At 54.2% G+C, this 24,907-nt stretch carries 19 protein-coding genes and 1 riboswitch; of the genes, 6 read left to right on the top strand and 13 right to left on the bottom strand.

All coding sequences use genetic code 11. From position 1 onward, the window contains the following. Positions 1 to 704 precede the first annotated feature (704 nt). On the top strand, positions 705 to 1,757 hold the full coding sequence (argC, locus tag JUK32_RS03570; protein ID WP_204137475.1) for an N-acetyl-gamma-glutamyl-phosphate reductase: 1,053 nt from the start codon (positions 705 to 707) through the stop codon (positions 1,755 to 1,757). Positions 1,758 to 2,022: 265 nt separating this feature from the next. Continuing rightward, positions 2,023 to 3,867, top strand: coding sequence for a glycosyltransferase family 39 protein (locus JUK32_RS03565; protein WP_204137474.1), 1,845 nt, complete (start codon positions 2,023 to 2,025; stop codon positions 3,865 to 3,867). Positions 3,868 to 3,886: 19 nt separating this feature from the next. Here the strand turns inward: JUK32_RS03565 and JUK32_RS03560 are convergent, their stop codons facing one another. Beyond that, entirely contained in the window at positions 3,887 to 4,747 is an 861-nt protein-coding gene (locus JUK32_RS03560) for an urease accessory protein UreD (protein ID WP_204137473.1), read from the bottom strand. A gap of 230 nt (positions 4,748 to 4,977) precedes the next feature. On the opposite strand from JUK32_RS03560, the gene JUK32_RS03555 reads away from it, so the two are divergent. Both JUK32_RS03555 and JUK32_RS03550 read left to right on the top strand, forming a co-directional pair. Further along, positions 4,978 to 6,675: a transglutaminase domain-containing protein gene (locus JUK32_RS03555; protein ID WP_204137472.1), complete on the top strand. Its 1,698-nt coding sequence runs from the start codon at positions 4,978 to 4,980 to the stop codon at positions 6,673 to 6,675. 43 nt (positions 6,676 to 6,718) lie between these two features. Beyond that, positions 6,719 to 7,402 carry a helix-turn-helix domain-containing protein gene (locus JUK32_RS03550; protein ID WP_204137471.1) on the top strand — a complete coding sequence of 228 codons (684 nt, stop codon included), beginning with the start codon at positions 6,719 to 6,721 and terminating at the stop codon, positions 7,400 to 7,402. 281 nt (positions 7,403 to 7,683) lie between these two features. Here the strand turns inward: JUK32_RS03550 and grxC are convergent, their stop codons facing one another. The 4 genes from grxC to JUK32_RS03530 form a co-directional block, all read right to left on the bottom strand. Continuing rightward, the gene (grxC, locus tag JUK32_RS03545; RefSeq protein ID WP_204137503.1) at positions 7,684 to 8,007 is read right to left on the bottom strand and encodes a glutaredoxin 3; all 324 of its coding nucleotides are present in this window, start codon (positions 8,005 to 8,007) and stop codon (positions 7,684 to 7,686) included. A 115-nt stretch (positions 8,008 to 8,122) separates the two neighbouring features. Continuing rightward, positions 8,123 to 9,454 carry a glutamate-5-semialdehyde dehydrogenase gene (locus tag JUK32_RS03540; protein WP_204137470.1) on the bottom strand — a complete coding sequence of 444 codons (1,332 nt, stop codon included), beginning with the start codon at positions 9,452 to 9,454 and terminating at the stop codon, positions 8,123 to 8,125. A 110-nt stretch (positions 9,455 to 9,564) separates the two neighbouring features. Next, the gene (locus JUK32_RS03535) at positions 9,565 to 10,512 is read right to left on the bottom strand and encodes a DUF1517 domain-containing protein (RefSeq protein ID WP_204137469.1); all 948 of its coding nucleotides are present in this window, start codon (positions 10,510 to 10,512) and stop codon (positions 9,565 to 9,567) included. Positions 10,513 to 10,928: 416 nt separating this feature from the next. Next, a complete protein-coding gene (locus JUK32_RS03530) occupies positions 10,929 to 11,885 on the bottom strand; it encodes a phosphoribulokinase (RefSeq protein WP_204137468.1) in 957 nt (318 codons plus the stop codon). A gap of 601 nt (positions 11,886 to 12,486) precedes the next feature. Here JUK32_RS03530 and dps point away from each other — a divergent pair. Then, positions 12,487 to 12,999: a DNA starvation/stationary phase protection protein Dps gene (gene dps, locus JUK32_RS03525; RefSeq protein WP_204137467.1), complete on the top strand. Its 513-nt coding sequence runs from the start codon at positions 12,487 to 12,489 to the stop codon at positions 12,997 to 12,999. Positions 13,000 to 13,124: 125 nt separating this feature from the next. Here dps and JUK32_RS03520 read toward each other — a convergent pair whose 3' ends face one another. From JUK32_RS03520 to JUK32_RS03500, 5 genes are all read right to left on the bottom strand, one after another. Then, entirely contained in the window at positions 13,125 to 13,715 is a 591-nt protein-coding gene (locus JUK32_RS03520; protein WP_204137466.1) for a sulfite oxidase-like oxidoreductase, read from the bottom strand. 172 nt (positions 13,716 to 13,887) lie between these two features. Continuing rightward, the gene (locus JUK32_RS03515) at positions 13,888 to 14,463 is read right to left on the bottom strand and encodes a L,D-transpeptidase (protein WP_204137465.1); all 576 of its coding nucleotides are present in this window, start codon (positions 14,461 to 14,463) and stop codon (positions 13,888 to 13,890) included. An 83-nt stretch (positions 14,464 to 14,546) separates the two neighbouring features. Continuing rightward, positions 14,547 to 15,566, bottom strand: coding sequence for a hypothetical protein (locus JUK32_RS03510; protein WP_204137464.1), 1,020 nt, complete (start codon positions 15,564 to 15,566; stop codon positions 14,547 to 14,549). A gap of 619 nt (positions 15,567 to 16,185) precedes the next feature. Next, positions 16,186 to 17,238 carry a cobalamin biosynthesis protein CobW gene (gene cobW, locus JUK32_RS03505; RefSeq protein ID WP_204137463.1) on the bottom strand — a complete coding sequence of 351 codons (1,053 nt, stop codon included), beginning with the start codon at positions 17,236 to 17,238 and terminating at the stop codon, positions 16,186 to 16,188. A gap of 215 nt (positions 17,239 to 17,453) precedes the next feature. Further along, positions 17,454 to 17,834 (bottom strand): DUF1636 domain-containing protein, encoded by a 381-nt coding sequence (locus tag JUK32_RS03500; protein WP_204137462.1) that lies wholly within the window; start codon positions 17,832 to 17,834, stop codon positions 17,454 to 17,456. A 444-nt stretch (positions 17,835 to 18,278) separates the two neighbouring features. Further along, positions 18,279 to 18,487, bottom strand: a riboswitch (cobalamin riboswitch). A gap of 1,280 nt (positions 18,488 to 19,767) precedes the next feature. Between JUK32_RS03500 and JUK32_RS03495 the strand changes: the two genes are divergently transcribed. Then, positions 19,768 to 20,190, top strand: coding sequence for a hypothetical protein (locus JUK32_RS03495; RefSeq protein WP_204137461.1), 423 nt, complete (start codon positions 19,768 to 19,770; stop codon positions 20,188 to 20,190). Between the two features lie 445 nt (positions 20,191 to 20,635). Here JUK32_RS03495 and JUK32_RS03490 read toward each other — a convergent pair whose 3' ends face one another. The 3 genes from JUK32_RS03490 to JUK32_RS03480 are packed head-to-tail and all read right to left on the bottom strand — an operon-like array spanning position 20,636 to position 24,833. After that, a complete protein-coding gene (locus tag JUK32_RS03490; protein ID WP_204137460.1) occupies positions 20,636 to 22,294 on the bottom strand; it encodes a TolC family protein in 1,659 nt (552 codons plus the stop codon). A gap of 2 nt (positions 22,295 to 22,296) precedes the next feature. Beyond that, positions 22,297 to 23,493 (bottom strand): ABC transporter permease, encoded by a 1,197-nt coding sequence (locus tag JUK32_RS03485; RefSeq protein ID WP_204137459.1) that lies wholly within the window; start codon positions 23,491 to 23,493, stop codon positions 22,297 to 22,299. 2 nt (positions 23,494 to 23,495) lie between these two features. Then, positions 23,496 to 24,833: an efflux RND transporter periplasmic adaptor subunit gene (locus JUK32_RS03480; RefSeq protein WP_204137458.1), complete on the bottom strand. Its 1,338-nt coding sequence runs from the start codon at positions 24,831 to 24,833 to the stop codon at positions 23,496 to 23,498. Between the last annotated feature and the right edge of the window lie 74 nt (positions 24,834 to 24,907).

Below are 24,907 nucleotides of genomic sequence, written 5' to 3'. Positions count from 1 at the left end.
CGTGTTTCCGACGGGTAAGAGGGTGCTTTCATGAAGCTATTTTTACCATTTAGGTCTCCGTATGTTAAGTGCAATAGGTGTGAGGTTAGGGGCACTTTTCCTTGTCTGGGCATTTGATGTCAACCACTGAGGATACTTATGGCAGCAGGGGCGGACAATTGCTGGGATGGTCGTAGCAGTAACCCGTGGCCGTCTTAGGAAAAATGTTGATTGGTAGAGACATTCAGAAGATTCCTTGGCCCGCTAGATTTGTAGCTCGTCATAGCAGGATAGGCCGATTGAATGGTCGCTTTGCTTTGAGGAGGATTACCCAATCGAGCCATTTCCGGTGATGCATCCATCTTCCAGAGCTCATAAGGTTGCGGACTGTCGTTGGCTTGATGGAGATCTGTAGGAGTGCTATTGCCGCAAGTGAGTCCCAGTTTTGTGTCACGAGTCGCGATCGCCGGCGATTCGGTATGTCCTCAAGCATTGATGCATTGACAACATTTGCGCTCTCTAGACTGGACTCTCAAATTTATGTCAAAGTGCGGCAACGGCTGAAGGGCAGCGGATGTGGTTATGTTCAGGATGACCCTGGTGACCTTAATCACTCAATTACGATAAAGTTCTGTCACAAATTAATCAGATAACAGCAAGCTTATTTACCGTTATGCTTGTTCCCCAATAGGGTGAATTTTTGACATTGGCTAGATGCGAAAACTATGGGCGAGTCTAAACAACTTCGGGTCGGGATTGTCGGCGCTTCGGGCTATGGCGGCGTGCAATTGGTGCGGTTGCTGAGTGAGCATCCTCATGCTGACATTACGTATCTCGGGGGCAACAGCAGCGCCGGGCGTGAATATGTCGAGATTTATCCCCATTTGGCGGTACCGCTGACGGTCGAGACCGTTAGTGTTGATGTGATTGTGAACCGCTGTGATGTGGTGTTCCTGTCGCTGCCCAATGGTCTTGCTTGTGAGCTAGCGCCGCAGCTGTTGGAGCGGGGCTGCAAGGTGTTGGACTTGTCGGCGGATTACCGATTTGCCAGCTTAGAGATCTATCAGACCTGGTATGGCAGCGATCGCTCTGACGCGGGCACGAACCAACAGGCGGTGTATGGCTTGCCCGAGCTGTTTGGTGAGGGCCTGGCGGAGACTCGCTTGGTGGGGTGTCCGGGGTGTTACCCTACCGCTAGTTTGTTGGCGATCGCCCCGCTGCTGAAGCAAGGGTTAGCCCAACCGGATAGCCTAATCATTGACGCGAAATCAGGCACCTCTGGCGGTGGTCGCCAAGCGAAAGAACATCTGTTGTTGGCTGAAGCCGATAACTCATTGGCGGCCTATGGCGTGACCAAACATCGCCATACCCCAGAAATCGAACAAATTTGTTCTCGTTTGGCGGGTCGAGAGGTGATGGTGCAATTTACGCCACACTTAGTGCCCATGGTGCGCGGCATTTTATCAACGGTGTATGCCAATCTCCGTGATCCGGGTCTGGTGCGCGAAGATTTGCACACGATTTACAGTACGTTTTATCGGCGATCGCCCTGGATTACAGTGTTGCCCACGGGGGTTTATCCGCAAACCAAGTGGGCTTGGGGCACTAATCGCTGTTATCTCGGGATTGAGGTCGATGCCCGCACGGGACGAGTCATTGTCATGTCCGCGATTGATAATTTGATGAAAGGTCAGGCCGGACAGGCCGTTCAGTGTTTCAACCTGATGCACGGTCTAGATCAACAGATGGGGTTACCTAAGCAAAGTTTTTATCCGTAGGGACTGATTTCCCTCGCCGGGCGGTGATTTCGCAGCAATCTCCACTGATGCCGATCCCTCACTCTGTGCGATCGCTCTCGCATCGCGTTGATGCCTCCTGACTACTCACATCTGATTGAATCTGACCGTCGCGATCGCGAATCTTCGGCACCCATCCATTGCCGTGAACGCTGGAAGAGAAGGGCAGCGCTCTGGATCAGTATTGGCCACCGATACAGATACTATGATTAACGATTGAGTTATCTCTGTAGGTGAGGTCAGCGGCTTGAATCCAGTGTTGCGTCCACCAGAAAAGAGCCGGATTAAGGCATCTCAATCGACTCAGTCGACTTGGGTTTGGGTGCTGGCGTTGTTTCTGTTAGGGTTGCTGCTCCGGGTGAGCAACCTCGACCTCAAGACGGTTTGGATGGATGAGGTGAGCACCGTCATTTTTAGCTTGGGGAACAGCAGCTTGTCGTTGCCGGTGGATCAGCTGGTGGATCTGGACGCGCTGCTGCAACCGATTCGGGCTCAGGCGGGCGCGACGCCGCTTGATGCCGCTCGGTTCCTGTTGCAAGAAAATAACCATCCGCCACTGTATTTCATGCTGGCTCACCTGTGGATGGATCTGTTTTCAACCGCTGGCGTGACGGCTTCGCTGCCGATCGCTCGACTCTTTTCCGCGCTTTGGGGAGCGGCGGCCATTCCCGTGATTTACTGGGCCAGCCAGCATACCTTTCGATCAAAATGGGCGGGGGTGTTGAGCGCGGCGTTTATGGCGGTGTCGCCGTTCAGCCTATTTTTGTCGCAGGAGGCCCGACATTATGGCTTAGCCATCACCCTGATCAGTCTGTCGCTAGGATGCTTTGCGATCGCCGCCCGTTCAATCTTGGCGGGCAATGCGCCGAGTTGGCGGTTGTGCTGCGGGTGGATTTTCATCAATGCCTTGGGGTTTGCCAATCACTACTTTTCGGCGTTGAGCTTTACGGCGGAGGGTATGGTGCTGGTGGCGATCGCTTATCAGCAGTGGCGTCGTGAGGGGGGCGCGGTGCTGTGGCATCGCCGCTGGCGACGAATCTATGGGGTGGCGCTGATGACGACGGTCAGCATTTTGCTTTGGTTGCCCGTGTTGATCAATTTCTACGGTAGTCCCCAAACCACCTTCCTGAAAGAAGAAGACGCTTCGCTCATGAAGTTCATCAACCCGATCGCCCAGAGTTTTGCGGCGATGGTGACGAGTTTTGTCACGCCCGCCAACTTTTTTGCCCAAAGTCCTGGGCAGATGGCGTTTATCGCGGTTTCCATCGTGCTGACCTTGGGGTTCATCGTGATATTTGTCCCAGCGATGATGCGGGGAGCACGGCTGCTCAATCGTCATCCCGAAGGCCATATCGGACTGGTGATTATGGGAGGCTTTGGGTTGGCGATGCTGGGGCTGTTTGCGCTAATTTGCTACGGTCAGGGGTCTGATATTACGCGCGGATTGCGGTACATGTTTACCTACTACCCGGCGCTCATGATTTTGGCCGGGGGCATTTTTGCCACTTACTGGCCGGGGCGATCGCCCGCCGAAGCCCTGAGTGTAGCTTTACCGTTTAGCCAGCGTCGCCTCAGTGGGCGGCAATTTGTGCTGGGGGTTTGGGTGGCCGGACTGCTGAGTGCGCTGATGGTGGTGAATAATTTTGCTTTTCCCAAATACTACGCCCCGGATCGCTTCATCCCCTTCATGCAGGCGCATTCTTCCCAGCCGATTGCGATCGCTTCCACGGAGAAAATTTTCGCCGAGCCTACCGTTATTGGGGCCAAGTTTCTCAGCCTCGGATGGGAGATCGAGCGCAACTTTCACCCTGGCCATGCGGCCAGTGGCTGGTCATCCCAACCCATCTTTTTTGCCATTAAGCAAGGCTATGGTGTGGCGCGTCCTGTGACTGAGAGCTTTGCTAATCTAGTCAGTCAGTTCACCGACCCGACGGATCTGTGGGTAATCCGCTCCGAAATCGATCCGGCCGATCCGCTCATCATGGCAACTCCCTCGATCTGTCAGTTGGCGGCTGACCAACCCCAAGGCAATAAAGGCGGCTATCTATATCTGCACTTTAGCTGTCGGGGCAATTCCGCCAAGCCGGTCTAACGACTGGTTTGCCGTTGAGTTAACGTTGCCAGACGCGGGGAATGGTCGCCGCAGTGTCGCTATAGTGGGGCCGCAGCAATTGCCAAACTTGTATAAACCAGCGGCGGGCGGCGCTAGTCGATGCGCCGCGATAGCGACAGAGTAAACCTCGCTGTAGGGCGGTCACGCCAGCTTCGCCCTGGGGATTGGGCTGCTGCTCCCAGATGGCGCGAACCGCTGTGATCACCTCGTCCGTGGGAACAGCGCCAACCCACACCAGCGTGCCAATGACGGGGCAGCCGTTTAACCCATGGGGGCTTTGCCACAGCGTTTTGCTGCCGACGAGTCGTTGCGGATCCAGCCAAATCAGCTGGCCATCGTGCCACACTTCAAACCGCGATCGCACCTCGCCTTGGCAAAACCGTTCGCCCCGTGCCGTGCGCCCCAACCGGAGCACATCCCACCCGAGCCAATGGGCCTGGGCCGCCAGGTCAACCCGCCAGTTTTGATGGTATTGCGCGCCTTCAAACACGATCGCTTCCTGGGGCAACCATTCCAACCAGGCTCCCGGTTCAACGCGAACGGTGCCGTTGACCTGGGCGGGTTGGGGATGATCACGGTAAATTTTCGCCGCTGCTGCCGTGGTGACCAGAGCGTGAGCGTTAGCTTTGAGGTGTAGATCATAGCTGAGGCGATCGCCCCCCACCATGCCCCCAGCCGTGTGCAGTAACACTGACTGACAAAGGCTCGGTCCCTCGGGATAAAACGGTCGCTGCACCTTCAGCGGCGCTTGGGTTTGCGCTTGCGGCACCGTGCGCTCGCCCCGGCGTTCAAACGTGAGGGTGGCTTGCCCGTGCCACGCTCGCCCCGGCGTGGGTAAGGGGGCAACGGCTGAATTCATGACCTCAGACCCCAAAATCGTGATCTCCGTAGAATTGGCATGGCTGTCAGCATAGCGGATTCAGGCGAGGGCGATCGCAAAAGCTGTCTCATTTGGGCGCGGGCAACCAATTGTCATCGTGAGCAGATGTCATGGCTGAACGGACGATGTAAAGCGGGCAGGAATCCCTATAATGAGTGCCGTGATCCGTTGTTAAAGATCCTAACGGCAGTCGGGAGTTGGTTTCGTTTATGTCTAAATCTGAGCAGGGGTTTCCCGGCGCAACTGCGCGACCGTCTACAATTCGCCCGATCGGGGTCTATGCTCTGTCAGGACTGGCTACCGATGGCGATCGCCTGTACTCCATTGATACGGTGCGCGGCTATCTGGTCGCCATTGATCCGCAAACTAACAACACCGTCATCTTGAATCCTTATCAGCTCGAAGATAAGGACTGGATGGGCGTGGGGGGCTTGTCCCTCGCCGACGATACGTTTTGGTTCACGCAGGATGAGTCCGTTTTTTGGTGCGATCGCGACACGTTGAAACCAACCTTTTTTGCGCGGTTGCCCTATCCTGCTGATGGGGTGGCCGTTTGGGATGCCACCGTCTACGTCAGCTCTCAAAAGTCGGGCTATATCCATCTATTCGAACGCAGCAGTGGGGCGAAGCTGGGCAAGTTTCCGCAGCCGGGGATCGGGGCCGAAACCCTGACGGTAAATGAATCAGGGCTCTGGGTCTGCGATCGTGATGAGCAAACCGTCTATTGCCTGAATCCCAGAACCGGGGCAATTCAACTGAGCGCTCTAACGCCCTTCACCTCCCCTACGGGCATTACGTTCTACGCTCCAGACGGCGACGGTGAGCCTACTTGCTATGTCGTCTATGCCGACGAAGAACCCTATTTGCGCGATAACCCCAACAGCGAGTCGCCCTTGGAATTGGCGTTTCGCGATCGCACCTTCATTCATCCCCTGCATCTCTACGTTAATTCCGATGAGCGTTACACCCTGTCCAACGGTTTCCTTATCGAGATTTCCTATGTCGAGGAGTTGTCTCAGCTGGATGCTGTGAGCCTCAACAATGTGGAATGGCGCATCGCGCTACCCGCCAATACTCAGCGCCAGCGGGTGCGGCAGGTGGAACCGATTGGCCATCCTTTTACCATCGAGGAACAGGATGGTCAGCCGGTCGCGGTCTTTCGGTTTGACCAGTTGCAGCCCTTTCAGGGTGGCCTCGTCGGGTGGCGGGCGATCGTCGAGATGTATAGCTTGAAATATTTCCTCACCCCTGAAGATATTGATGCCAACTTGTCCCTCCCGGCAGGTTTTCAGCGGTATCTAATTGATGATGACGAACTCTCGATGGAGACTCCCATCATTCAGCAGGCAGCGCGGAACGGGGCCGGTCGGGAAACGAACGTCTTGCGCAAGATGTTGCGGATTCGGAACTATGTGTACGATTGCCTTTCCTACGGCATTCAACCCAAAATCGACACCCCCGATGTGGCCCTCGCTCGGGGGGTCGCCTCCTGTGGGGAATACGTGGGGGTGTTGTTGGCGCTGGCGCGGCTCAGTGGCATTGCCTGTCGCACTATTGGCCGTTACAAATGTCCGGCGCATCCCGAATATCGCCACCTGCCGTTAGAACCCGACTTTAACCATGTGTGGCTGGAGTTTTATGTGCCGGGGGTGGGCTGGCTGCCCATGGAATCCAACGTGGATGATGTGATTGAACGGGGGCCTTATCCGCAGCGCTATTTCATGGGCCTCGCCTGGTATCACACAGAACTGGGCAAGGGCATTCCCTTCAGCCGACTCAATGCCGATGATAAACCCGAGAAGCTGTCGGTGCGACATTTAGCGATCAACCACATTCGCTTTCAGATTTTGGATGAACTGATGCCAGCGGCGGCGATCGCGGCTTCGGTGAATGACGTTAAGCCTTAGAGACGTTAAGCCTTAGACGCGCTGCATTGCATCGAAATTGGCCATGACCCGCGACCTCCCTGCCTCTCCGACCCGCACTTCCCCGATGGCGACCGAGCAGCTGCGATCGCTGATGATCGCCGCAGGAATTGCCAGTTTTCGCGCTTTGGCCCGGCAGGCCCAGGTTTCGGACTGGACAATCCGACAACTGCGCAGCGATCGCCTCCCAGCCATGCGCCTCGAGACCTTGCAAAAAATTGCGGCGGCTTTGAACCTTTCATTGGCGGAACTCTTGAGCCATTTTGGCGCGATCGCTGACTCGCGATCGGCTGACAATGAAGCGGCCCCAGCCGCCGCGCTGGCAACCCTCCAGACCGAATATCAGCGTTTGCAAACGCAACTGGAGCAGCAAGCCGTCCAGTTGCAAGCGCAGTTTCAAACCACCGCCCTGACCACTCTGGAATCCTGGCTGCTGCAATGGCCCACCGTCACCCATGCGGTCGAGAACAATCCTGACCTCCCCGCCAGTCGCTTAGTGCCCCTGGTAAATCCCGTGCAAACTCTGCTGGAGCAGTGGGCGGTGGAGGCGATCGCCCCCGTCGGAGCGATCGTCCCTTTTGATCCCCAATTGCACCAACTAATGAATGGCCATGCCAACCCCGGTGAATTGGTCAAAATACGCTACACCGGCTTTCGCCATCAGGGCAAACTACTACACCGCGCCCAGGTCAGTCCTATCCAGACTTAGGGAGTTGGCAGATGACCGACATTTGCGATACCGAATCAGACATCTAGGAGCCGTGGGTTCAGATTCGTCAAGCATCTGGGCATCGGCTCATTCGAGCTGGCCGCGACCGGTTGCTCTACGACAAAGAGGCCACGCTGTCCAGCCAACCGAGTGCCGGTCAGTATCGCTTAGACGTTCCGGCGAACCCGAGAATCAACCGCATGGCTTGCTCAGCGGCGATGGTTGCATTGCGTTTGTTCTCCACACGACGACTTATCCCAGTCTTTTAAGTTGACGCGGCGCTAGAGTTCTGCGGTTTTTGCTTGGATTAGTAGCGGGTCTAAACGGCCTTGGCGATCAAGCGCATACAGCTCATCACAGCCACCGATATGCGCGTTGTTAATGAAAATTTGGGGCACGGACTTGCGACCGTGGGCGCGTTCTGCCATGCGCACTCGGGCTGCACCGTCGCCGTCAATTTTATATTCCTGATACGTGACGCCCTTCCACCAGAGCAGCAGTTTGGCGCGGATGCAATAGGGGCAAGTCTGCCAGGTGTAAATCTCGACATCGGCTTGCATATCCGCCAAATGACGATTAAAGAAACGGGTGAGCAGCGAAAACATGATCAACAGGCGACGATCGCTAAAAAGTCCTTGCTTGTTAGCATGACGCATCTCTCCAGAGAGAGCAAGTCGCCACGCCTTCCCACCGTCACTGCGCTACGTCGTCAGAAGCATGCTACGACAGCCGGTTTTTGTGCGAAAAGGGCTGGGCTGCTTCGCCAGAGTAGGTGGCCACAATGTGCCCATTGCCCACTAGGTGATATTTATAGGTCACTAGCCCCTCTAACCCCACAGGGCCACGGGGGGGCATGGTTTGGGTGCTAATGCCCACTTCTGCGCCAAATCCGTAGCGGAAGCCGTCGGCAAAGCGCGTGGAACAGTTGTGATAGACCCCAGCGGCATTGACCTGATTGCGGAAGGTGGCGGCCGCCTCCAGATCTTCGGTCACGATCGCATCCGTATGGCGAGATCCGAAAGTGTTGATGTGGGCGATCGCGGCCGACAGGGCATCCACTCCTTTAATCGCGAGGATCAGATCGCTATATTCTGTGGCCCAATCGGCTTCCGTCGCCGGTGTCACGTCTGGCAGGATGGACTGGGTGAGGGCATCGCCTCGCAATTCCACCCCGTGCTGTTGTAGGGCGGTAGCAAGTTGGGGCAAAAATTCCGCCGCGATCGCTGTATGCACCAGCAAGGTTTCGATCGCGTTGCAGGCTGAGGGGTAACCGACCTTGGCATCGATCGCAATCTGGATCGCTTTGTCAAAATCAGCAGCCCGATCAACATACAGGTGACAAATCCCATCGGCGTGTCCCAGTACCGGAATGCGCGTGTTGTCTTGTACGAACCGGACAAAGGAGTTGGAACCGCGCGGGATAATCAGATCGAGATATCCTTCCAATGCCAGCATGGCGCGGGTCTCTTCGCGGGTGGTCAAAAGTTGCACCGCATCGGGGTTCACCCCGGCGGCCTCGAGCCCAGCGCGAATGGCCGTCACCAACGCCTGACAAGAGCGGACGGCTTCCTTACCCCCTTTCAAAATCACCCCGTTGCCCGATTTCACCGCGAGGCTAGAAATTTGCATCACCGCATCGGGACGCGACTCAAAAATCACCCCTAATACGCCCAAGGGTGCGCTAATTCGTTGCAGTTCTAACCCGGCATCTAGCTCGGTGTGAACTTGGACAACGCCAACGGGATCGGGCAGTTGGGCCACATCGCGCACGCCCGCGATCGCCCCAGCGAGTTTCACCGCATCCAGCTTGAGGCGATTGTAGAGCGGCTTCGCGATTTGATCGGCGATCGCCGCTTCACAGTCGGCTGCGTTAGCCGCCAAAATTTCCTCTGTTTGAGCGGCAAGGGCGTCGGCAATGGCGGCAATGGCTTGGTTCTTGATTGTTGTTGGCAGCGGGGCTAAAGCTTGAGCCGCCGCCCGCGTGCGCTGGGCGATGGGCAAAAGATCGACTGAACTGGGGGTGTTTGTCGTTGCCGCCTGAGATACCGTCATCGTTGCAAGTTCCCGAACCAGAGTGCAGTCTCAGATTCTAACAAACCCGCCCGAACCAAATAAGATTCGGGCGGGTTTGCCCACAATGAATTGTGATGAACCGTTAGACGTTATATCAGGGTCAATTCTGGATATTCGGCAATCATTTCGTCTGCCGTCAACGTTTCGCCAGAAGCTTGAGGGGTCCAGAGAATCTCAACGGCTAAGAGGCGATCGCTCGACACTGCGCCCAACGTGCTCAACGCCTGCCGCACATCTTGAGTGGAAGACACCTTGGGCAGATTTAACTTACCCTGAGTGGCCACAATCACCGACGCCACGATGTATTGACCGGGTTCCATCGTCGCTAGATCCCCCGCCTCAGTCGGTTTGGGAACGCCCTGCTGTAGCCGATTGTTGACATTACTCACCGACTCGCCCGTAAATTTGCTGCGCTCAGCCAGCGCCAACTGGTTGAACTTTTGCTCGGCGGATAGTAACCGGGTTGACTCGATTTGAGCGGTGGCATATTGCCAATATTCCGGGTGCCGCAACAGCGACAGGCTGGCCTCTTGCAAAACCTGAGTGAGTCCAGTGGCAGAGGACGTATCGGCTGACAATGCCATGCGATTGAGGTCTTCTTGCAAAGAACGCGCCTCGGCCAAGAGGCCGATTTGCAGCTTAGCGACTGAAACGGCAGGATTATCCACCGTGCCCATGCCGTCATCGTTGCTGCCCATCTCACGGACGGTGCGCATGATGAAGTTGGCTAAACCGATGAACAGGATAATCGTGAACAGGCCGCCAAAGCCGCCGCCAAAGCCAAACAGCGGGAATAGAAACGGAAAACCAAAGCCCCCACCGGGATAATACCCGCCACCACTGGGACTGCGGTAAGACGGACTGGGCGAAACCCGACTGGGTGCCCGGAAGCTGCCGCCCCCAATGCGCCCCCCGGCGCGCGCCGCCAGGGCACCATCAGCATGACCAAAGACCAAAACGCCCACTAGCGCGATCGCCATGATTGGCTTAACCAGAGGCTTGAGACGACGAAAAAGGTTGTGAAGCTTGAAACCCATAATGCTATCCAGACAGTTTTATCGCGAACTATACAGCGCTATCTCTTACAGGTACACCATGAGGAGATGGCACGATCGCTGTTTTTCATACTGTAACGCTCTTTTAATAAGCCTTTGGGGAACTTAACCTCATTTTGGATGGGCAATTTCCCTACCTCAAGCGGTAATCCTGTAGGGGGTTCCCAAAAGGCCAATGCCGCCTTGGACGGCCTGGATGGGCATCCAACCAGAATGCTGAACCCCCTACAGGATTAGCCTCAAGAGGGCAGGGCGATCGTTGTAGTTGTGCCCATATCGCCAGCTCACTTGCATGACGGCACCCCCAGCAACACTCTGCCTGTCCACTATCCCTGACACAAAAATGGGGGATGGGCGCATGGCTCCATCCCCCTGACAAATCCGAGTTTACCCGTTTCCTAAGTCACCAGCTGCTTAGCCACCTTGTCGGCTTTCAGCATGTGATAGGTGATAAATAGCTGCGTCAGCGCTAGCGGGTAACTTTGCAAGGTTTCACCCGTGGTGCCAACTAACTTGCCGATTTCGTCGTTGCCTTCGAGGCTACAAAATTGGCCCAGGTACGGCACTTCGCCACACAAAATCCGCTCCAGCTCTTGCACCTGCTCTTGCGTCGCCTGACCGTCAATTTCCAGTACATCCACTGGCTTGCTCATGTCACGATCAAGCACCAACCGAATAGAATCTCCCAAGTGGCTGCCGGTGCCATCCAAAATGTGGGTGAAATCCGGGTGAGAAATGGTGGGGCGCAGCACCAGTTTCACATCTAGCAGCAAGTCATCCTTGCCGCCGTTCCCCTCCGCTGGGGGACAAAAGCTCACAATCACGTCGGCCCACTGTCGTTGAGGACGAATGAACGCTTCGGAATCGGGCTCCCGCGCCTTGAGTTGGTCGAGCACCTGCTCTTCGGTGTAGCCGCGTTTACGGGTGTCGCGTTTAATCTTCCAGTTGGCGCGAATTTCTTCTGGCGGAGCCAAATACACCATCACGTCGTAGCAGTCGCGAGCGATCGCGGTGGAATACCCCAACAGTCCTTCCACAATGACGAACTTAGTTGGCTTGATGTATTCGGGCGGGTCAAACATGCCGGTGGTGTGGTTATAAATCGGCTTCAGGATGGGCTTGCCTTCCCGCAGCAGTTGCAAATGCTGTTCGATAATGTCGAGATAGTTGCAGTCAGGGTGCAGCGCCGAGATGCCCATGTCTTTGCGCTGTTGGCGATCGTAGCGATGGTAATCGTCCGTGCAAATGGCCGTGACCTGATCCTCACCTAAAATTTGACCGATCCCACGGGTAAGGGTGGTCTTGCCCGCGGCGCTGTCGCCCACGATCCCGAGAATAATTGGACGATTCGCCATAGTTCCTCCTAACTAAACTGCGTATTTTTGCTTATTAATGGATTCTATTAATTGTAGGGATCAATGGATCTGGACTCAAGAAACTTATAAATGCTTTCCCAAAGAATTAGTAATCTTAATCACGCAAGACACTGAGGTGTCGTTCAGGCTACCAGCAGCGATCGCTCAATGCTTTTGTCTAGGTATTGGCTGCTGGCAATAAAGTGAATCTACCCTTGGGCTACTCCCAAAGGCCGCCGGGTGAGCAACAGAAATTCGCATGTCCGTGGAACCGACCCACCCCGTTACCACTGAAGTTAACCAGTCCGATCGCGCCTTCAGCGTCAGGCTCAAGGCAATCTCGATGATGTACCCGTTAGTCCCTCGGCCACTTTGCATAAGTACAGTGGGGGAGCGTCCTGGCCGCCCAACGCAACCTTGGCGCTTGCTCGGTTGTGGGCGATGGCCCCAACCCACGCTGACCCATTAGGGAAAAAGTGAGAAACTATCGTTGCAAGACGAAGTCATAACGAGTATGATTTAGCAAAGGATGTCTGAAAAGTGAGGCGTTTATACTTGCTTTACTAAAGTCCGCTCAGGAATTGATTAAGGAGAAATTCTCATGGTTGCAACCTCCGCTAAACCCACTGCCCGGTTTTATCCGACGCGCAACGACTTATCGGCGTCAGTGCGCGAACAAGTGACGGCTATTTTGAACCAAAGCTTGGCGGCGACGCTTGACCTCAAGACGCAGACGAAGCAAGCTCACTGGAATGTCAAGGGCAAAGACTTTTACCAGCTACATGAACTCTTTGATGAAATGGCGGGTGAGCTGGAAGAGTATGTCGATATGGTGGCAGAACGAGTGACGGCCCTTGGTGGCACGGCGCTAGGCACCGCTAGAATGGCGGCTGAGCAGTCGATTTTGCCCGAATATCCCATCAATGCAGTCAATGGGATGGATCATGTCACCGCCTTGGCCGATCGCTATGCGGCCTACGCCAAGCATGTGCGGGAAGCGATCGACGCGACGGACGAATTGGGTGATGCGGATACCGCTGACCTTTATACCGAAGTCTCTCGCACCATTGACAAACGTCTCTGGTTCCTTGAAGCACACCTGATCAGCGAATAATTCCTTCGGAGAATTCCAGGCAGCTTTATCAAGTCGCGGAATTATTAGTTGCCCCCACTCTTTCAACTACGGTTGAGAGAGTGGGGGCAACAGTTTACGGTCTGTTTTGTTTGTCAACGAATTGATTAGCGTCCAGCGTAGCGCTCTGCGGCGAAGGGTTCACCCCGAGGGTGGTAGCCGTTACGCTCCCAAAAGCCCAGGCTCTCTTGGGGCAAAAACTCAATACCGTTGATCCACTTGGCACTCTTCCAGGCGTAAAGATGGGGGACGACGAGGCGCATCGGCCCGCCGTGGTCAGCGGGTAGCGGTTCGCCATACAGGGTGTGCGCAAAGAAATTTTCGGGGCGATTAAAGTCCTCAAGGGTGAGGTTAGTGGTGTAGTCGCCGAAGCAGTGCAGCAATACATGGGTGGCAGTCGGTTCGACCTTGAGCGTGGCGAGAAAGTCCGGCACGGCAATGCCCGTCCATTTCACATCGAGCTTTGACCAGGTGGTGACGCAATGAAAATCAGCGGTGAAGTCTTGCTGGGGCAGCGCTAGCATGTCATCCCAGTTGTAGCTTTTGGCCTCTGCCAAGCCCCAGGTTTTCAGCTGCCAGTCAGCGCGCGGAACTTGTGGGGTATCACCATAGGTCAATACGGGAAAGCCTTTGGCTAAATGCTGTCCAGGGGGGACGCGATCGCGCATCTCAGGGCCTGGTTTCTCGAAATATTTCATGGCTTTTCCTCTCAGCAGTCCATCACAATCGCTAGCCGTCATCCGGTGGTTTGCCTATCGGCATATTCAGCTTAGGTAATTTCGGGGCGGGGTGCAGGGGGGCTCAGCCGCCGGGGCGGGCATGAGGGCGGTGTCGAGAGTCCTGACCATGTAAAAAATCAGGGTCGGCGGCTCAATCTGGACTCACCGTAATCGGTGTGCCGATCGCGAGCTTTTGAAATAGCTCTTGAATTTCGCCATCGCGCATGCGCACGCAGCCGTGAGAGACGGCCTGCCCCACCAGTTCCTCTTGATTGGTGCCATGAATGCCGATGTGATATTCGTCGTCGTAGGCAAACCCCACCCACCGCGAGCCCAGGGGATTATTCGGGCCAGTGGGAATGGCTTCGCCCGTAATGGGATGCTTCCAGAGCGGGTTTTCCCGCAGGTCGAGGACGGAGAAATGTCCCACGGGGGTTTCCCAATCGGCTTGGCCCACAGCAATGTCGTACTGCTTGATTAGGGTGTCGCCTTCGTAATATTCCAGCTTTTTGGGGGCGAGGCGAATGACGAGACGGGCCTCTCGCACCATGTTAGGTAGGGGAGAGCGCAGCAGGGTGGCGAGTTGACTGACTCGGGTAGGACGGATGGGGATCGCCACGGGGTCGGGTTGCGATCGCAGAATATGCCACTCGGCCGCCAGCAACAATCCGGCTGCGCCGAAGCACAGCAGCATCACACTGCGACGAATGGGCGGATTAGTCAGCATGACTCCATCAGTTCCCCTCATTTTTAAGGATACCGATGTTCTACTAAACCAACCTGTTAATCTGAAAAATAATCAAGGTTCACCTACGTCTCAATGTTCATTCCCTCAATGTTCATTCCATTATTATCAAGAAATTGTCGCAAAGCATCTTGAACCTGGTCTACAGTTAGTTGGCCAGGTGGATAGTTTGAACTGTCACCCAAATGTTCGCGGACTGCATCATGATTAAGATCCGCTGGCAAGACATCTGAGAGATGTCTCGCCAGCCAGCCTCCCTCATTAGTGAGGCGTGCAAGATCGTCTTTTCGTTGCTGTTCAATGGCTTGTGCAATTTTGTTTAGGCTTGTCCCAGAAAATGTGCAAGTTCCTCTATCAAGCAACACTTTTCCATCAAAACATGACACTGAATCTTCTTCTTTAAAAGAGAGCCCACTCATTCCCTGAGGGAAATCATTTTCAAAGTGGGAATTTATAAATTTTATCTTCAAATCCTCAGGAAATAAAGAGGGAGACTTCCAAGGGAAATCTAACTGACAATCAATCATAGAGCAGTCAATTTCAACTAATTCTGATTCGTATTTTTGTTGTATATCTACTTTTTTGAGAGCGTCAATCTTGCCTGAGGTAACATGGTAAAGAAGCGCTTCAAGTTTGATGCTGCTCTGATTTCCAGAGCCTCGATGAAAGCAAAAGCAGACAAGGTTTATATATTTAGGATTTCTACCGCGAACAAAATCTATTTGTATATTTTCTGAGTCATGGAGAACTTTATCAGAGAGCTCAGCCTTCAACCCCCCAAGAAAAACTTTTTCGACAATTTTCTCAAATCTATTCAATAAGAAAAGGAAGAAATTCACAGCGAAAGTCGAAATTGCCGCAAATCCAATAAATTGAAGTAATGGATCATCTAATATTGGGAGATCTATTCTTCCAAGAATTTGATAAGAAATGAAACATAAAAAAAGGAAGAAAGTAACAGACAGCAAATGAGAGAATTTCTTCGCTGCTTGCGTGAGGCTATTTTCGTGTGGAGCTCTTATATTAGAAATCCTTAAATCAACAGGAATCTCTACTGACAAATTCCCATGATCAGCATTTGGCATGATTTCTCCATAGCATGATGAAGTATGGTATTATGTTACTCCCTCTTCTAGATATTAATTCCGGATCAATTTCCTGAAAGTTTAAGGTTATGTCTCCAGATTTCGGTTCGACATAAGTTTGCTTATTTTTGTGGATTCCATGAGCTGACGCTCCTTTTGGATAAAAAGAAAACTCAAGTAATTCATCTCTGAGATCGTTGCTTGTAGTGTAACCAGAAAAGTTGCCATTCTCACATATTTTAAAGCCAGGATTTTTCTTCTCCTGAACATAATGATAGACCTTGCCATTAGTTAAGGAGTAGTGAAGTATGGCACTGGATAAGTTGAAAGTTACATTCGATTTCTTTCGGAATGGCCAAACGCCGACTGTCACACCACTACAGTTGCAAAAAGATTCATATTCAATTGATAAAAATATGTTGCTTCGTTGACCATGTCGCTCTATCAGAGAGTCGCTTCGGGCAATCTCGCTTATCAGAATTGGCTGGATTCTGCCTGAGTTATGTCTTGCGCTCTGCATGATGAAATTCTCTGTGAAGCAATTCAACGTTTCTAGGCTCACTACACATCGAATACTAATTCACAGGTAAGACAACAACATGTATCGGATATATCAATGTCACAAACAGAACTGTAACGCCTGAACGATTTGCTCTTTCTCTAAGTTTTGACCAATAAAGACAAGGCGGGTTTGGCGGCGTTCCGCAGGCTGCCAGGGGCGATCATAAAAATGGTCAAACCGCTGCCCCACGCCTTGCAGTACCAGGCGCATCGCTTTGTTGGGCACGGCGACGAATCCTTTAATGCGGTAAATTTCTTGTTGCTGGACGAGGGCTTGCAAGCGTTTCACCAACGTTTTGGGGTCGATCGCTTGGTTGAGTTCCACGCAAATGGAGTTGATGTCATCGTCGTGGTCGTGTTCCTCCTCGTGGTCGTGGTGGCTGGGGCGATGGTCGAGGTGATCTTCCACGGCGGCGTTGAAGCCCAGCAGCACCTCGGGATGAATTTCGCCCTGGTGACAGGGGACGACTTTAATGCCGCTCGGCGCTTGGGATTGCAGCCAGGTTTGGACGCGATCGCGCTCCGCCTCGCCCATCAAGTCCGTTTTGGTCAGCAGCACCATATCCGCACAGGCCAGCTGATCTTCAAACAGTTCTTCAATCGGGGTTTCGTGCTCCAGGCTGTCATCGGCTTGGCGTTGGGCGGTCAACGCTGCCAGATCGCCGACAATTTGGCCCTTAGCCAGAGCCTCGCCATCCACCACAGTCACCACGCCATCGACGGTGGCTCCAGTACGAATTTCCGGCCAGCGAAAAGCCTGCACCAGCGGCTTGGGTAAGGCCAGACCAGAGGTTTCGATGACGATCGCGTCAATCTCTTGTCGCCGCTTCAACAATTCCTGCATGGTGGGCAAAAACTCTTCCTGCACGGTGCAGCAGAGACAGCCATTAGCGAGTTCCAAGATATTGGCATTGGCGGCATTCGCTGTCGTGTCTTCGTCGTCACAGACCTGGCACGATCGCAAAATGTCGCCATCAATGCCCACCTCGCCAAACTCGTTTACGAGTACGGCAATGCGACGGCCCTGATTGTTTTGCAGCAGATGGCGCACCAACGTGGTTTTGCCGGAACCCAGGAAGCCAGTGACGACGGTAACGGGAATTTTATGCATGGGGTTGAGGGGTGATGGGAAGGGATCGGCGGGAAAATAACAGCCCGGTAATGGCAGTGTTTGGGTATTGGGTATTGGGTGTTGGGTGTTGGGTGGCTGGGTATTGGGTGTTGGGTATTGGGTGCTGGGTGTTGGGTATTGGGGGTGGGGTGCTGGGTGGCTGGAGTCAGTACTTTAATTGCCCGCGCATCCCTAAGTAGCGCGAAGGAACGGGGCTAGGGAGTGGGGAGTGGCGGCAGGACAAAGGCGGTGGCGCGGCGGATGGCGGTGGCGCGATCGCCATAGGGCACCCGACCATCGGGGATAGCGGTGTATTGCTGACAAAAGTCTGAGACTTGGGCAGCCGCCGTAGCCGGGTCCACACTGCTGAGAATAAACGTCAGCTTGCCCGGTGCCGCCACGGAGACGTTGCAGGGTTGGTGGCAGCCAGCCATACAGCGCAGCGGCTGCAGGTTGACCACATCTTGCAGCGATCGCGAGGCGAGTTCTTGACGCAGTTGGTCGATTAGGTACTGACCACCGGACACGCCATTGCGGCTGCGCTCTTGTGCGGAAAAACGACACAATGCGCACACCATCAAAGTTGTTTCAGACATGACTTACCGTCAAAAAAGGGGGCAAAAAAGCAGCCGCACCTGAGTTATCCCAAGGTGCTAAGTTGGCATTCATAGACAGCGATCGCTAATCGCTCGCATTCCTGTTAGTCTCCCTAGCCACAACTCAGTTAAGGGGGGCTAGAGGATGCCGATTTGAGATGCTAGTCGACCAGCACAGGGGCAAACGCTGAATGACAGGCGTTGCCGCGAGGAGAAAGCTGGATGGGGCGATCGCGCTCCCTATCCTGGTCGCCCCAAATTGCTGTAAGGGCATCGCACTTAAATAACATCCCCAACATTACGACGCTTTCTGTCGGGGTTAGGCAATGCCTACCCCCTACGATCGGGGACGTTATTTTTAAGCAGCTCCCTAAGCCAAAACTGGCCTTGAATAAGCTCAAGGACTGAACACGTAAATCCATCCGTACCTCGCAGACGAATACACAACAGGTTGTTCGCATCGGCGGGCATTCTGACTTGCGCAGTTTGGGATGACTGAGTTGGAATTTCCGCTTGGGCTTTTACCAACCCAAATCTAAAATCCACCATGCCAAACTGGCTCACAGCTGCGGGACAGCGGCAGATTTGCACTGCACTTTCCCCGTTTCCTTTAGCGACTGCTCCTCGCTAAAACCGATGGCCTTTCACCATAACACCGCTGTCAGTGAGGTGATCATTGAGTTTTGTCACGGCCATCCTGGGTGATGTTTAATCTCCGCGCGGGGGAATTGAGCCAGTGGGAAGAGCCGTGCTGGGAGGTTCTGAGAGAGGCTGCAAACTGGAGCTACTCAGCTCATCAGCGAGCAACCCGTAACAGAACGAAAAGCAACGTTGAGAAGCCTATCAATTGTTGCCGTCTTCGCAAAAAACTCAGTCGAGACTGATCGCACCTAGTGGAAACAGATAGATTAGGTATAAATGCTCGCGAGGTACTTCTGCGCATCTTCCCTAGCGATCGCCCTAAGGCAAGAACTTCCCAATCGCCTTAAGGCCCATTCCTACGCGATTATTGACCTCTTTAGTTTTGAAATGTCCCGTATCTAAAGTTGATACTCTCTAAAGCTTGTCGGGCGATAAAGCTTACAGGGCGATGCCCTGCCACTAGCCGAATGTGCATATGGGACATTTCAAAACCAAATTGATATCATCCGCAATCTCGACAACTTAGGCATGGCTGGCGTGTTCGCTGACCTTTGGCGATGAAATCTTACTGCGCCTGGTTGACTGCCTAGTAGTCGGAGCCAGGGTCAATAATGCCAGCGCTCGTAAAGCGAGCATCGATACGAAGGCTTAACACCGCTACTTGAAAGGCTACGAACAGAGAGCGATCGCCAATACCAACCGAGGTGGGCAGAGTGCATCCGTTGACTTTGACTGGCTAGAGCCGGGGGGCATTCAGGATGTTTAGGAGTGTCGGCACGACGCTGATCGAGATGTTCGCTCGAGCTTGGCACCATAGGCAACGATACTCACATGAGGGATTTTTATTATCCTTCATTTTTTGAAATATCAACAAATTAACTCCCCTTTAAACAGTACTTCAAATAGAAAGAAGTGGTTGATTACTAGCGATAATAGCCGTCAATTTATTACTTTCCGAAAAAGAATTAACGGCAATAAAATTCACTTTTCTGGGGAAACCTCATGGGGTTTCTTGTAACGAATGCGTTACATATTTTGAGGCTGCAAGAAAAATACTTTTCTCGGAAAACAGTACGCTAGAAAGCAATTTAGTATCATTCGAAGAAAACAGTAGTCCCTTTTTCATGTGGTAATAGACTTTGTTTTTTGTCTGAGCAATCTTAATTTCTTTCTCAGCCTGTCCCTGGTGTGCTATCAGATAAATGCCGAATAAGAAGTGGTAAAATAGGTAGCAACAAAGCAATAACCCCTTTAAAAAGGTTTGAGCTTTGATTGAATTGAGACTCATATAATGAAACGCTTTTTATTTTCCACCTTAGTAATTTTGGTTTCGCTAGGCACGCTAGCAGCGACTGCTCAGGCTGAGCAATTTGGCCCGAAAGATGAAGCTGCCGATATCAATGGCAACGATGAAGTCACACTGCATGAGTTGCATAACTTCAACCGTGATCAACGGGATGGGTATCACAAGGGTCCGACGGCAACTGTGGCGCATCAATCATTGGATGAAGCTACCGATATCAATGGCAATGAGGTACTCACATTGCATGAGCGGCATAACTTCAACCGTGATCAACGGGATGGGTATCACAAGGGTCCGGCGGCAACTGTGGCGCATCAATCATTGGATGAAGCTACCGATACCAATGGCAACGATGAAGTCACACTGGATGAGCGGCATAACTTCAACCGTGATCAACGGGATGGATATTGAAATAACGGTTTTTGATCACAGTGTCGTCACTCTGGATGAAACGAGACGATTAATCAACTTCGAGGTGCATACATTTCATCAGTGACTCCTCATGCTCCCCTTGCCTTTGCCGGTGAGGGGTTTTATTTTGGGGCGCAATAGTATGGCGCTATTGATATGGTTTTTCCACTCATTGGCAAACATCAGCGGACATCGGGTCAGCCCCCTGAACCACCGCAGTATGCTGCCGATACATCCTGAAAAAGGGGGGGCTCTCTAGGTCTTTCACTTTTGAGCGTAGAGGGATTTTCTTCAATTATCAGGAAACAGTTCACCTCGATTTTTATGCTCATGCCCCTTTACCTTCATCGGTAAAGGGGCATTTCAAAACTAAATTGGTATTCCCCCCGTGAGCGAAGCTCCCATGGACCTGGCACCTTTGCATAGTTGTAGCGCTCGGCTTAGGCTACGGGTTCCCCACCTCAATTTCAGTAATATCAGTCGGAGCCAGTGGTTCAGTCGTGGTGGGGGGTGAAAATGCGGGCGTAAAGTCGACCTCACTGCGCCAAATGTCCAACGTCAGACCGACCGACTGATCCAGGGCAACGATGCTGTTGAGGAATTCGATTTCGGCCTGGAGTTCCTGGCTTTGGGCGGTGACCAGGTTTTCCTCTTGAGAAATAACCTGAAATAGATTGCCGCCTGAGCGGCCCCGTTCAAACAGTTCACGGGTCGCCTCCAACTGCAAACGGGCATTTTCTGTGGCCCGCCGCGCCGCATCGACGCGCACCAAGTTGGTCTGCACAGTATTCAGGCGGTTGGTGATTTCATTGCGAATGGCGATGCGCTGCTGCGACAGTCGATTGGCCTGCTGAGCGGTCTCAACTTCCCGGCGCACCCGCGCGGTTTCTAGCGCTGGGTCGTCAAAGGTGCGCCGGGCGACTAGCCCCAGCGTCGTGTTTGAAGCATCGCCCAGATCTGCATCGCCTTCTAGATTGAGCTGCCAGCGTAAGTCATCAGCCGCTACTGCTAAATTGAGCTGGGCCACATCCTGGGCTAGCAGGGTTTGGCGATAGTCAGGGCGCTGTTGATAGGCGATCGCCACTAAGGTTTCGACCTCATAGGGTTCCACGCGCGCCACCGCCGCTGCAAACAGGTCGCGAATCGTCTCCGCCGCTGCAACAAACAACAGATTTTGATCCGTTCCCAATTGATCTAGTAATGCTGTGTTGGCCGCCTCCAGGCCCGTCTGCGCCACCAACAAGTCGCGCTCGGCATTCGCGACGGAGCGCCGGGTGTCGGTTAGTTCCACTGCGGCCCGACGCCCCGCTGCCACTAAGGCGGTCAAAATTTCGAGTTGCTGCTGGCGGCGAGCTAAGGCCTGAGATTGAATTTCCACCGCCGCTTGGGCCTGAATGAGGCTGGTGTATTGCGTCACCGTGGTGCTCACCGTCTCGATCAAGGTTTGCTGTAATCCCAGAAAGTTTTGTGATTCTTGCAATCGGGCAATGTCTACCGGAGCCTCGTTAATGGTGGTGCCGGCCCCACGCAACAGGGGCTGAGTCAGCCGCAAGCTCATAGGGGTGTCTCCTAAAGCGTCGAGGGTGAGGCCAATTTGGGTGCCCTGGCGGGTAGTTACTTCGCCCAGTACCCCCGCGCTTTGGGTCAGGGCAGTGCGATCGCCAATTTCGATCGCACTGCCCCCAATGCTGCCTCGTAGATTCCGGTTGAGGATGAAGTCGTCTGCAAAGGTTTGGGTGGTACCAAGGCCCACTGCCGGGGTAAAACGCGGGTCAAAGCGCGACTCGGCTTCGACCAGTTGTTGCTGCTCGATCAGCCGCTGCAATTGGCGATCGCGCAAATCCCGATTGCCCGCCACCACCAACTGAATCAAATCGGTCAGATTCAAGGCGACTTGGGGGCGATCGCTTTGCCCTAGCTCTGACTCATTGTTGAAAGTCGGGGCAGTGCCTGCTGGCGCAGCATGGTCGCTAGCTAGGATCACTGGACTGGTGGCGTCCAGCGGTTCGGTGACATTGGCGAAAGTGGGAATGGGAGCGATCGCCCCCAGCAGCGCGAGACTTCCCGCTAAACGCCCCATCCGTTGACCGCAGAACCAGACCATGGCTACTCTCCTCGCAGGGCTTGGACAACATCAATTTGCGTAATCCGCAGGGCAGGGAAAAAACTCGCCCCCACCCCCACCGCAAAGGCCGCCCCCATGGAGATCGCCGCGTCTTGGACGCGAAACGTGTAGGGCGCTTCAAACACCTGGGTCGTCGCCACTTTGGTTAACCCGTGAATGGAGGCGATCGCCGCCGTGCCGCCAATCAAACTCAACAGCGCCGCCTCGGCAATAAACTGCATCATGACTTCCCAATCGGTGGCCCCAATGGCGCGACGCAGACCAATCTCGCGGGTGCGTTCCATCACCGCCGCGATCGTAATATTGGCAATGCCCACACCACCGATGACGAGAGCCAGCAGCCCCACCACTTTCAGGATGCGGGTGCTGGTGCGCTGCTGCTGTTCTTCGCGATAGAGATCCTCAGCATTACCAAATACCTGCACGGTAAAGCCCGGATACCGCTGCTCTAAAAAATTACGCACGCCATCTTCCACTGTTTCGTAATCGTCGAGTTCAGCAATGGCGATTTGAGTCCGGCCCCAAGTCGATCGCCCCGCGATCGCATCGGCATAATTTTGGGTCAACCAAACCAATCCCGTCGGTTCGCGATCGGCCCGCCCGCGTTTCGTCTCCACCACACCGACCACCGTCAACCGCACCGTGTCTAAAAATAAGCCCTGTCCCACTGGCGATCCCTCCGGAAACAGCTGCTCGGCCAACACCGAATCAATCACCGCAACGGGATAGTATTCATCGAAATCGGCCTGCTGAAAAAATCGTCCAGCCGTGATTTGTCGCCCCGTGATTTGTTGAAAGTTGAGCGATACCCCCTCAATGTCGGCCTCATTGGACACTTGACCTTGATGCCGCACTTGGTCAACGTTAAACACCTGCGTGGTGCGACTCACGCCAGCAATGCCAGCGACAGTTTGCTGCATCGCCACAAAATCTTCTTCCCCGAGTTCCGGGGCGGGTTTAGTCCAGGTGGGGTCATACATCCAGGTGAATACGAACGGGTTATCGCGCTGGTCAAGCTTTTGCTGAATCTGGGCCGACGTGATCGCCTCGATATTCAAGGTGGCATTGACTGCCGCTACGCCCATGAAAATGCCCAGGGTGGTCAGCCCCGATCGCACCCAGTTACCGCCCAAATCGCGGAAGGTGGTCAAGATTAAATCCGCAGGAGAAAGGGCCATGGTTACATTGCTCCACCGCGACGACTTTGGTTAGCGCCATTTTGCTGATCAGTCGGCCCCGCGTCGGCCTCCGTCTGCAAGGGTTGCCCCGGCACGAGACGTGCTTCGGGGGGCATCGACACGACAATTTCATCCCCCTCTTGAAGCCCCGACGTAATCTCCACCGCTTCCAGAGTTTCCAAACCAATGGCCACTTCGCGACGCTGGGCCAGATCATCTGCATCGCGCACCCAGACATAGGGCGTTTCGCCCTCTCGCTGCACCGCCGTTACGGGCACCACGAGGGCATTTTGACGCTGCTCCAAGATAATATCGACGCTGACGGCACTGCCCGGAATCAACGAGCCACTGGGCTGGTTCAACGTGGCCTCGGCCTCGACGGTGGACTGCTCCGCGTTGGTGTCTTCGGTCACGGCTTGGGGCGAGACGCGCACAATGCGTCCCTCAAAAATCTCCGGATTCGGGCCAATCACGCTCACTCGCACCGGCATCCCCAGGCCCACTCTGGTCGCATTCAAGGTGGTCAGCTCTAGGCGAATGCTCTCTTGGGTGGGGTCGCCAATACTCAGCAGTCGCCCTTCCCGCTCAACGCCATCGCCGGGGTTCACATCTACATTCAGCACGATCGCCGCAATGGGCGACACAATCTGATTATCGGTCAGTTCTTGCTGGAGGCTGGCTAAGGTCAGTTGGTCTTGCTGTACTTGCAATTGGGCTTTGGTTAATTCCACTTCGGCATTGCGCAGATCCGATTGCGCATCCTCTAACGCTCGCCGATCATCCCGAAAGGCATCTTCTGAGATGTAGCCTTGCTCCAGCAAGTCCGTCGAGTCGGCCAAGCGGTTTTCGGCATCCACTACCCGCGATCGCCGCTCGGCCAACACTTCTGCTTGCCGCTGGAGATCGATTTGATTGATGCGGGCTTGCACTGAGCGATCGGCCAGCCGTTGCTGCAAATCGCGATCGCGCAATTCCAGCAACACTTGGCCCTGTGCCACCCGCTGCCGTTCTTCCACCAACACCGCCTGCACCGTCACATCGCCGGGAGCTTTAAAGGTTTGCTGGCCGCCCAGCTCCACCACCCCCGCCTCCGTGATGACCACTTCTAAATCATCGCGACTGACGGGCGCGGTGCTGACCATGACGACCGCTGGCGACGCCTGACTAAACCCCCGATAGCCCAGCCAGGCCCCCATGCCCAAGACTGCTACCAGACCAGAGGCCAACAGCCATTTGAACCCGGCTGACTGTTTGGCGTTGGCCGCCGCCGCCCACACATCTAAGTCCTCTAAGTCATCGGCATGATCGGCCAGGGGCATAGAGGTTGGAGCAGAGGGCATGGTTGTCGGCATCTCCTCAGGGGCTGAGGAGGCCAAAACGCGGTCCTGATTGGGAGGCACACCTGAATCGTCCA

This window comes from Halomicronema sp. CCY15110 (genome assembly GCF_016888165.1).
Taxonomy (GTDB): Bacteria; Cyanobacteriota; Cyanobacteriia; order Phormidesmidales; family Phormidesmidaceae; genus Halomicronema.
This window is presented reverse-complemented; position numbering and strand designations above follow the sequence as displayed.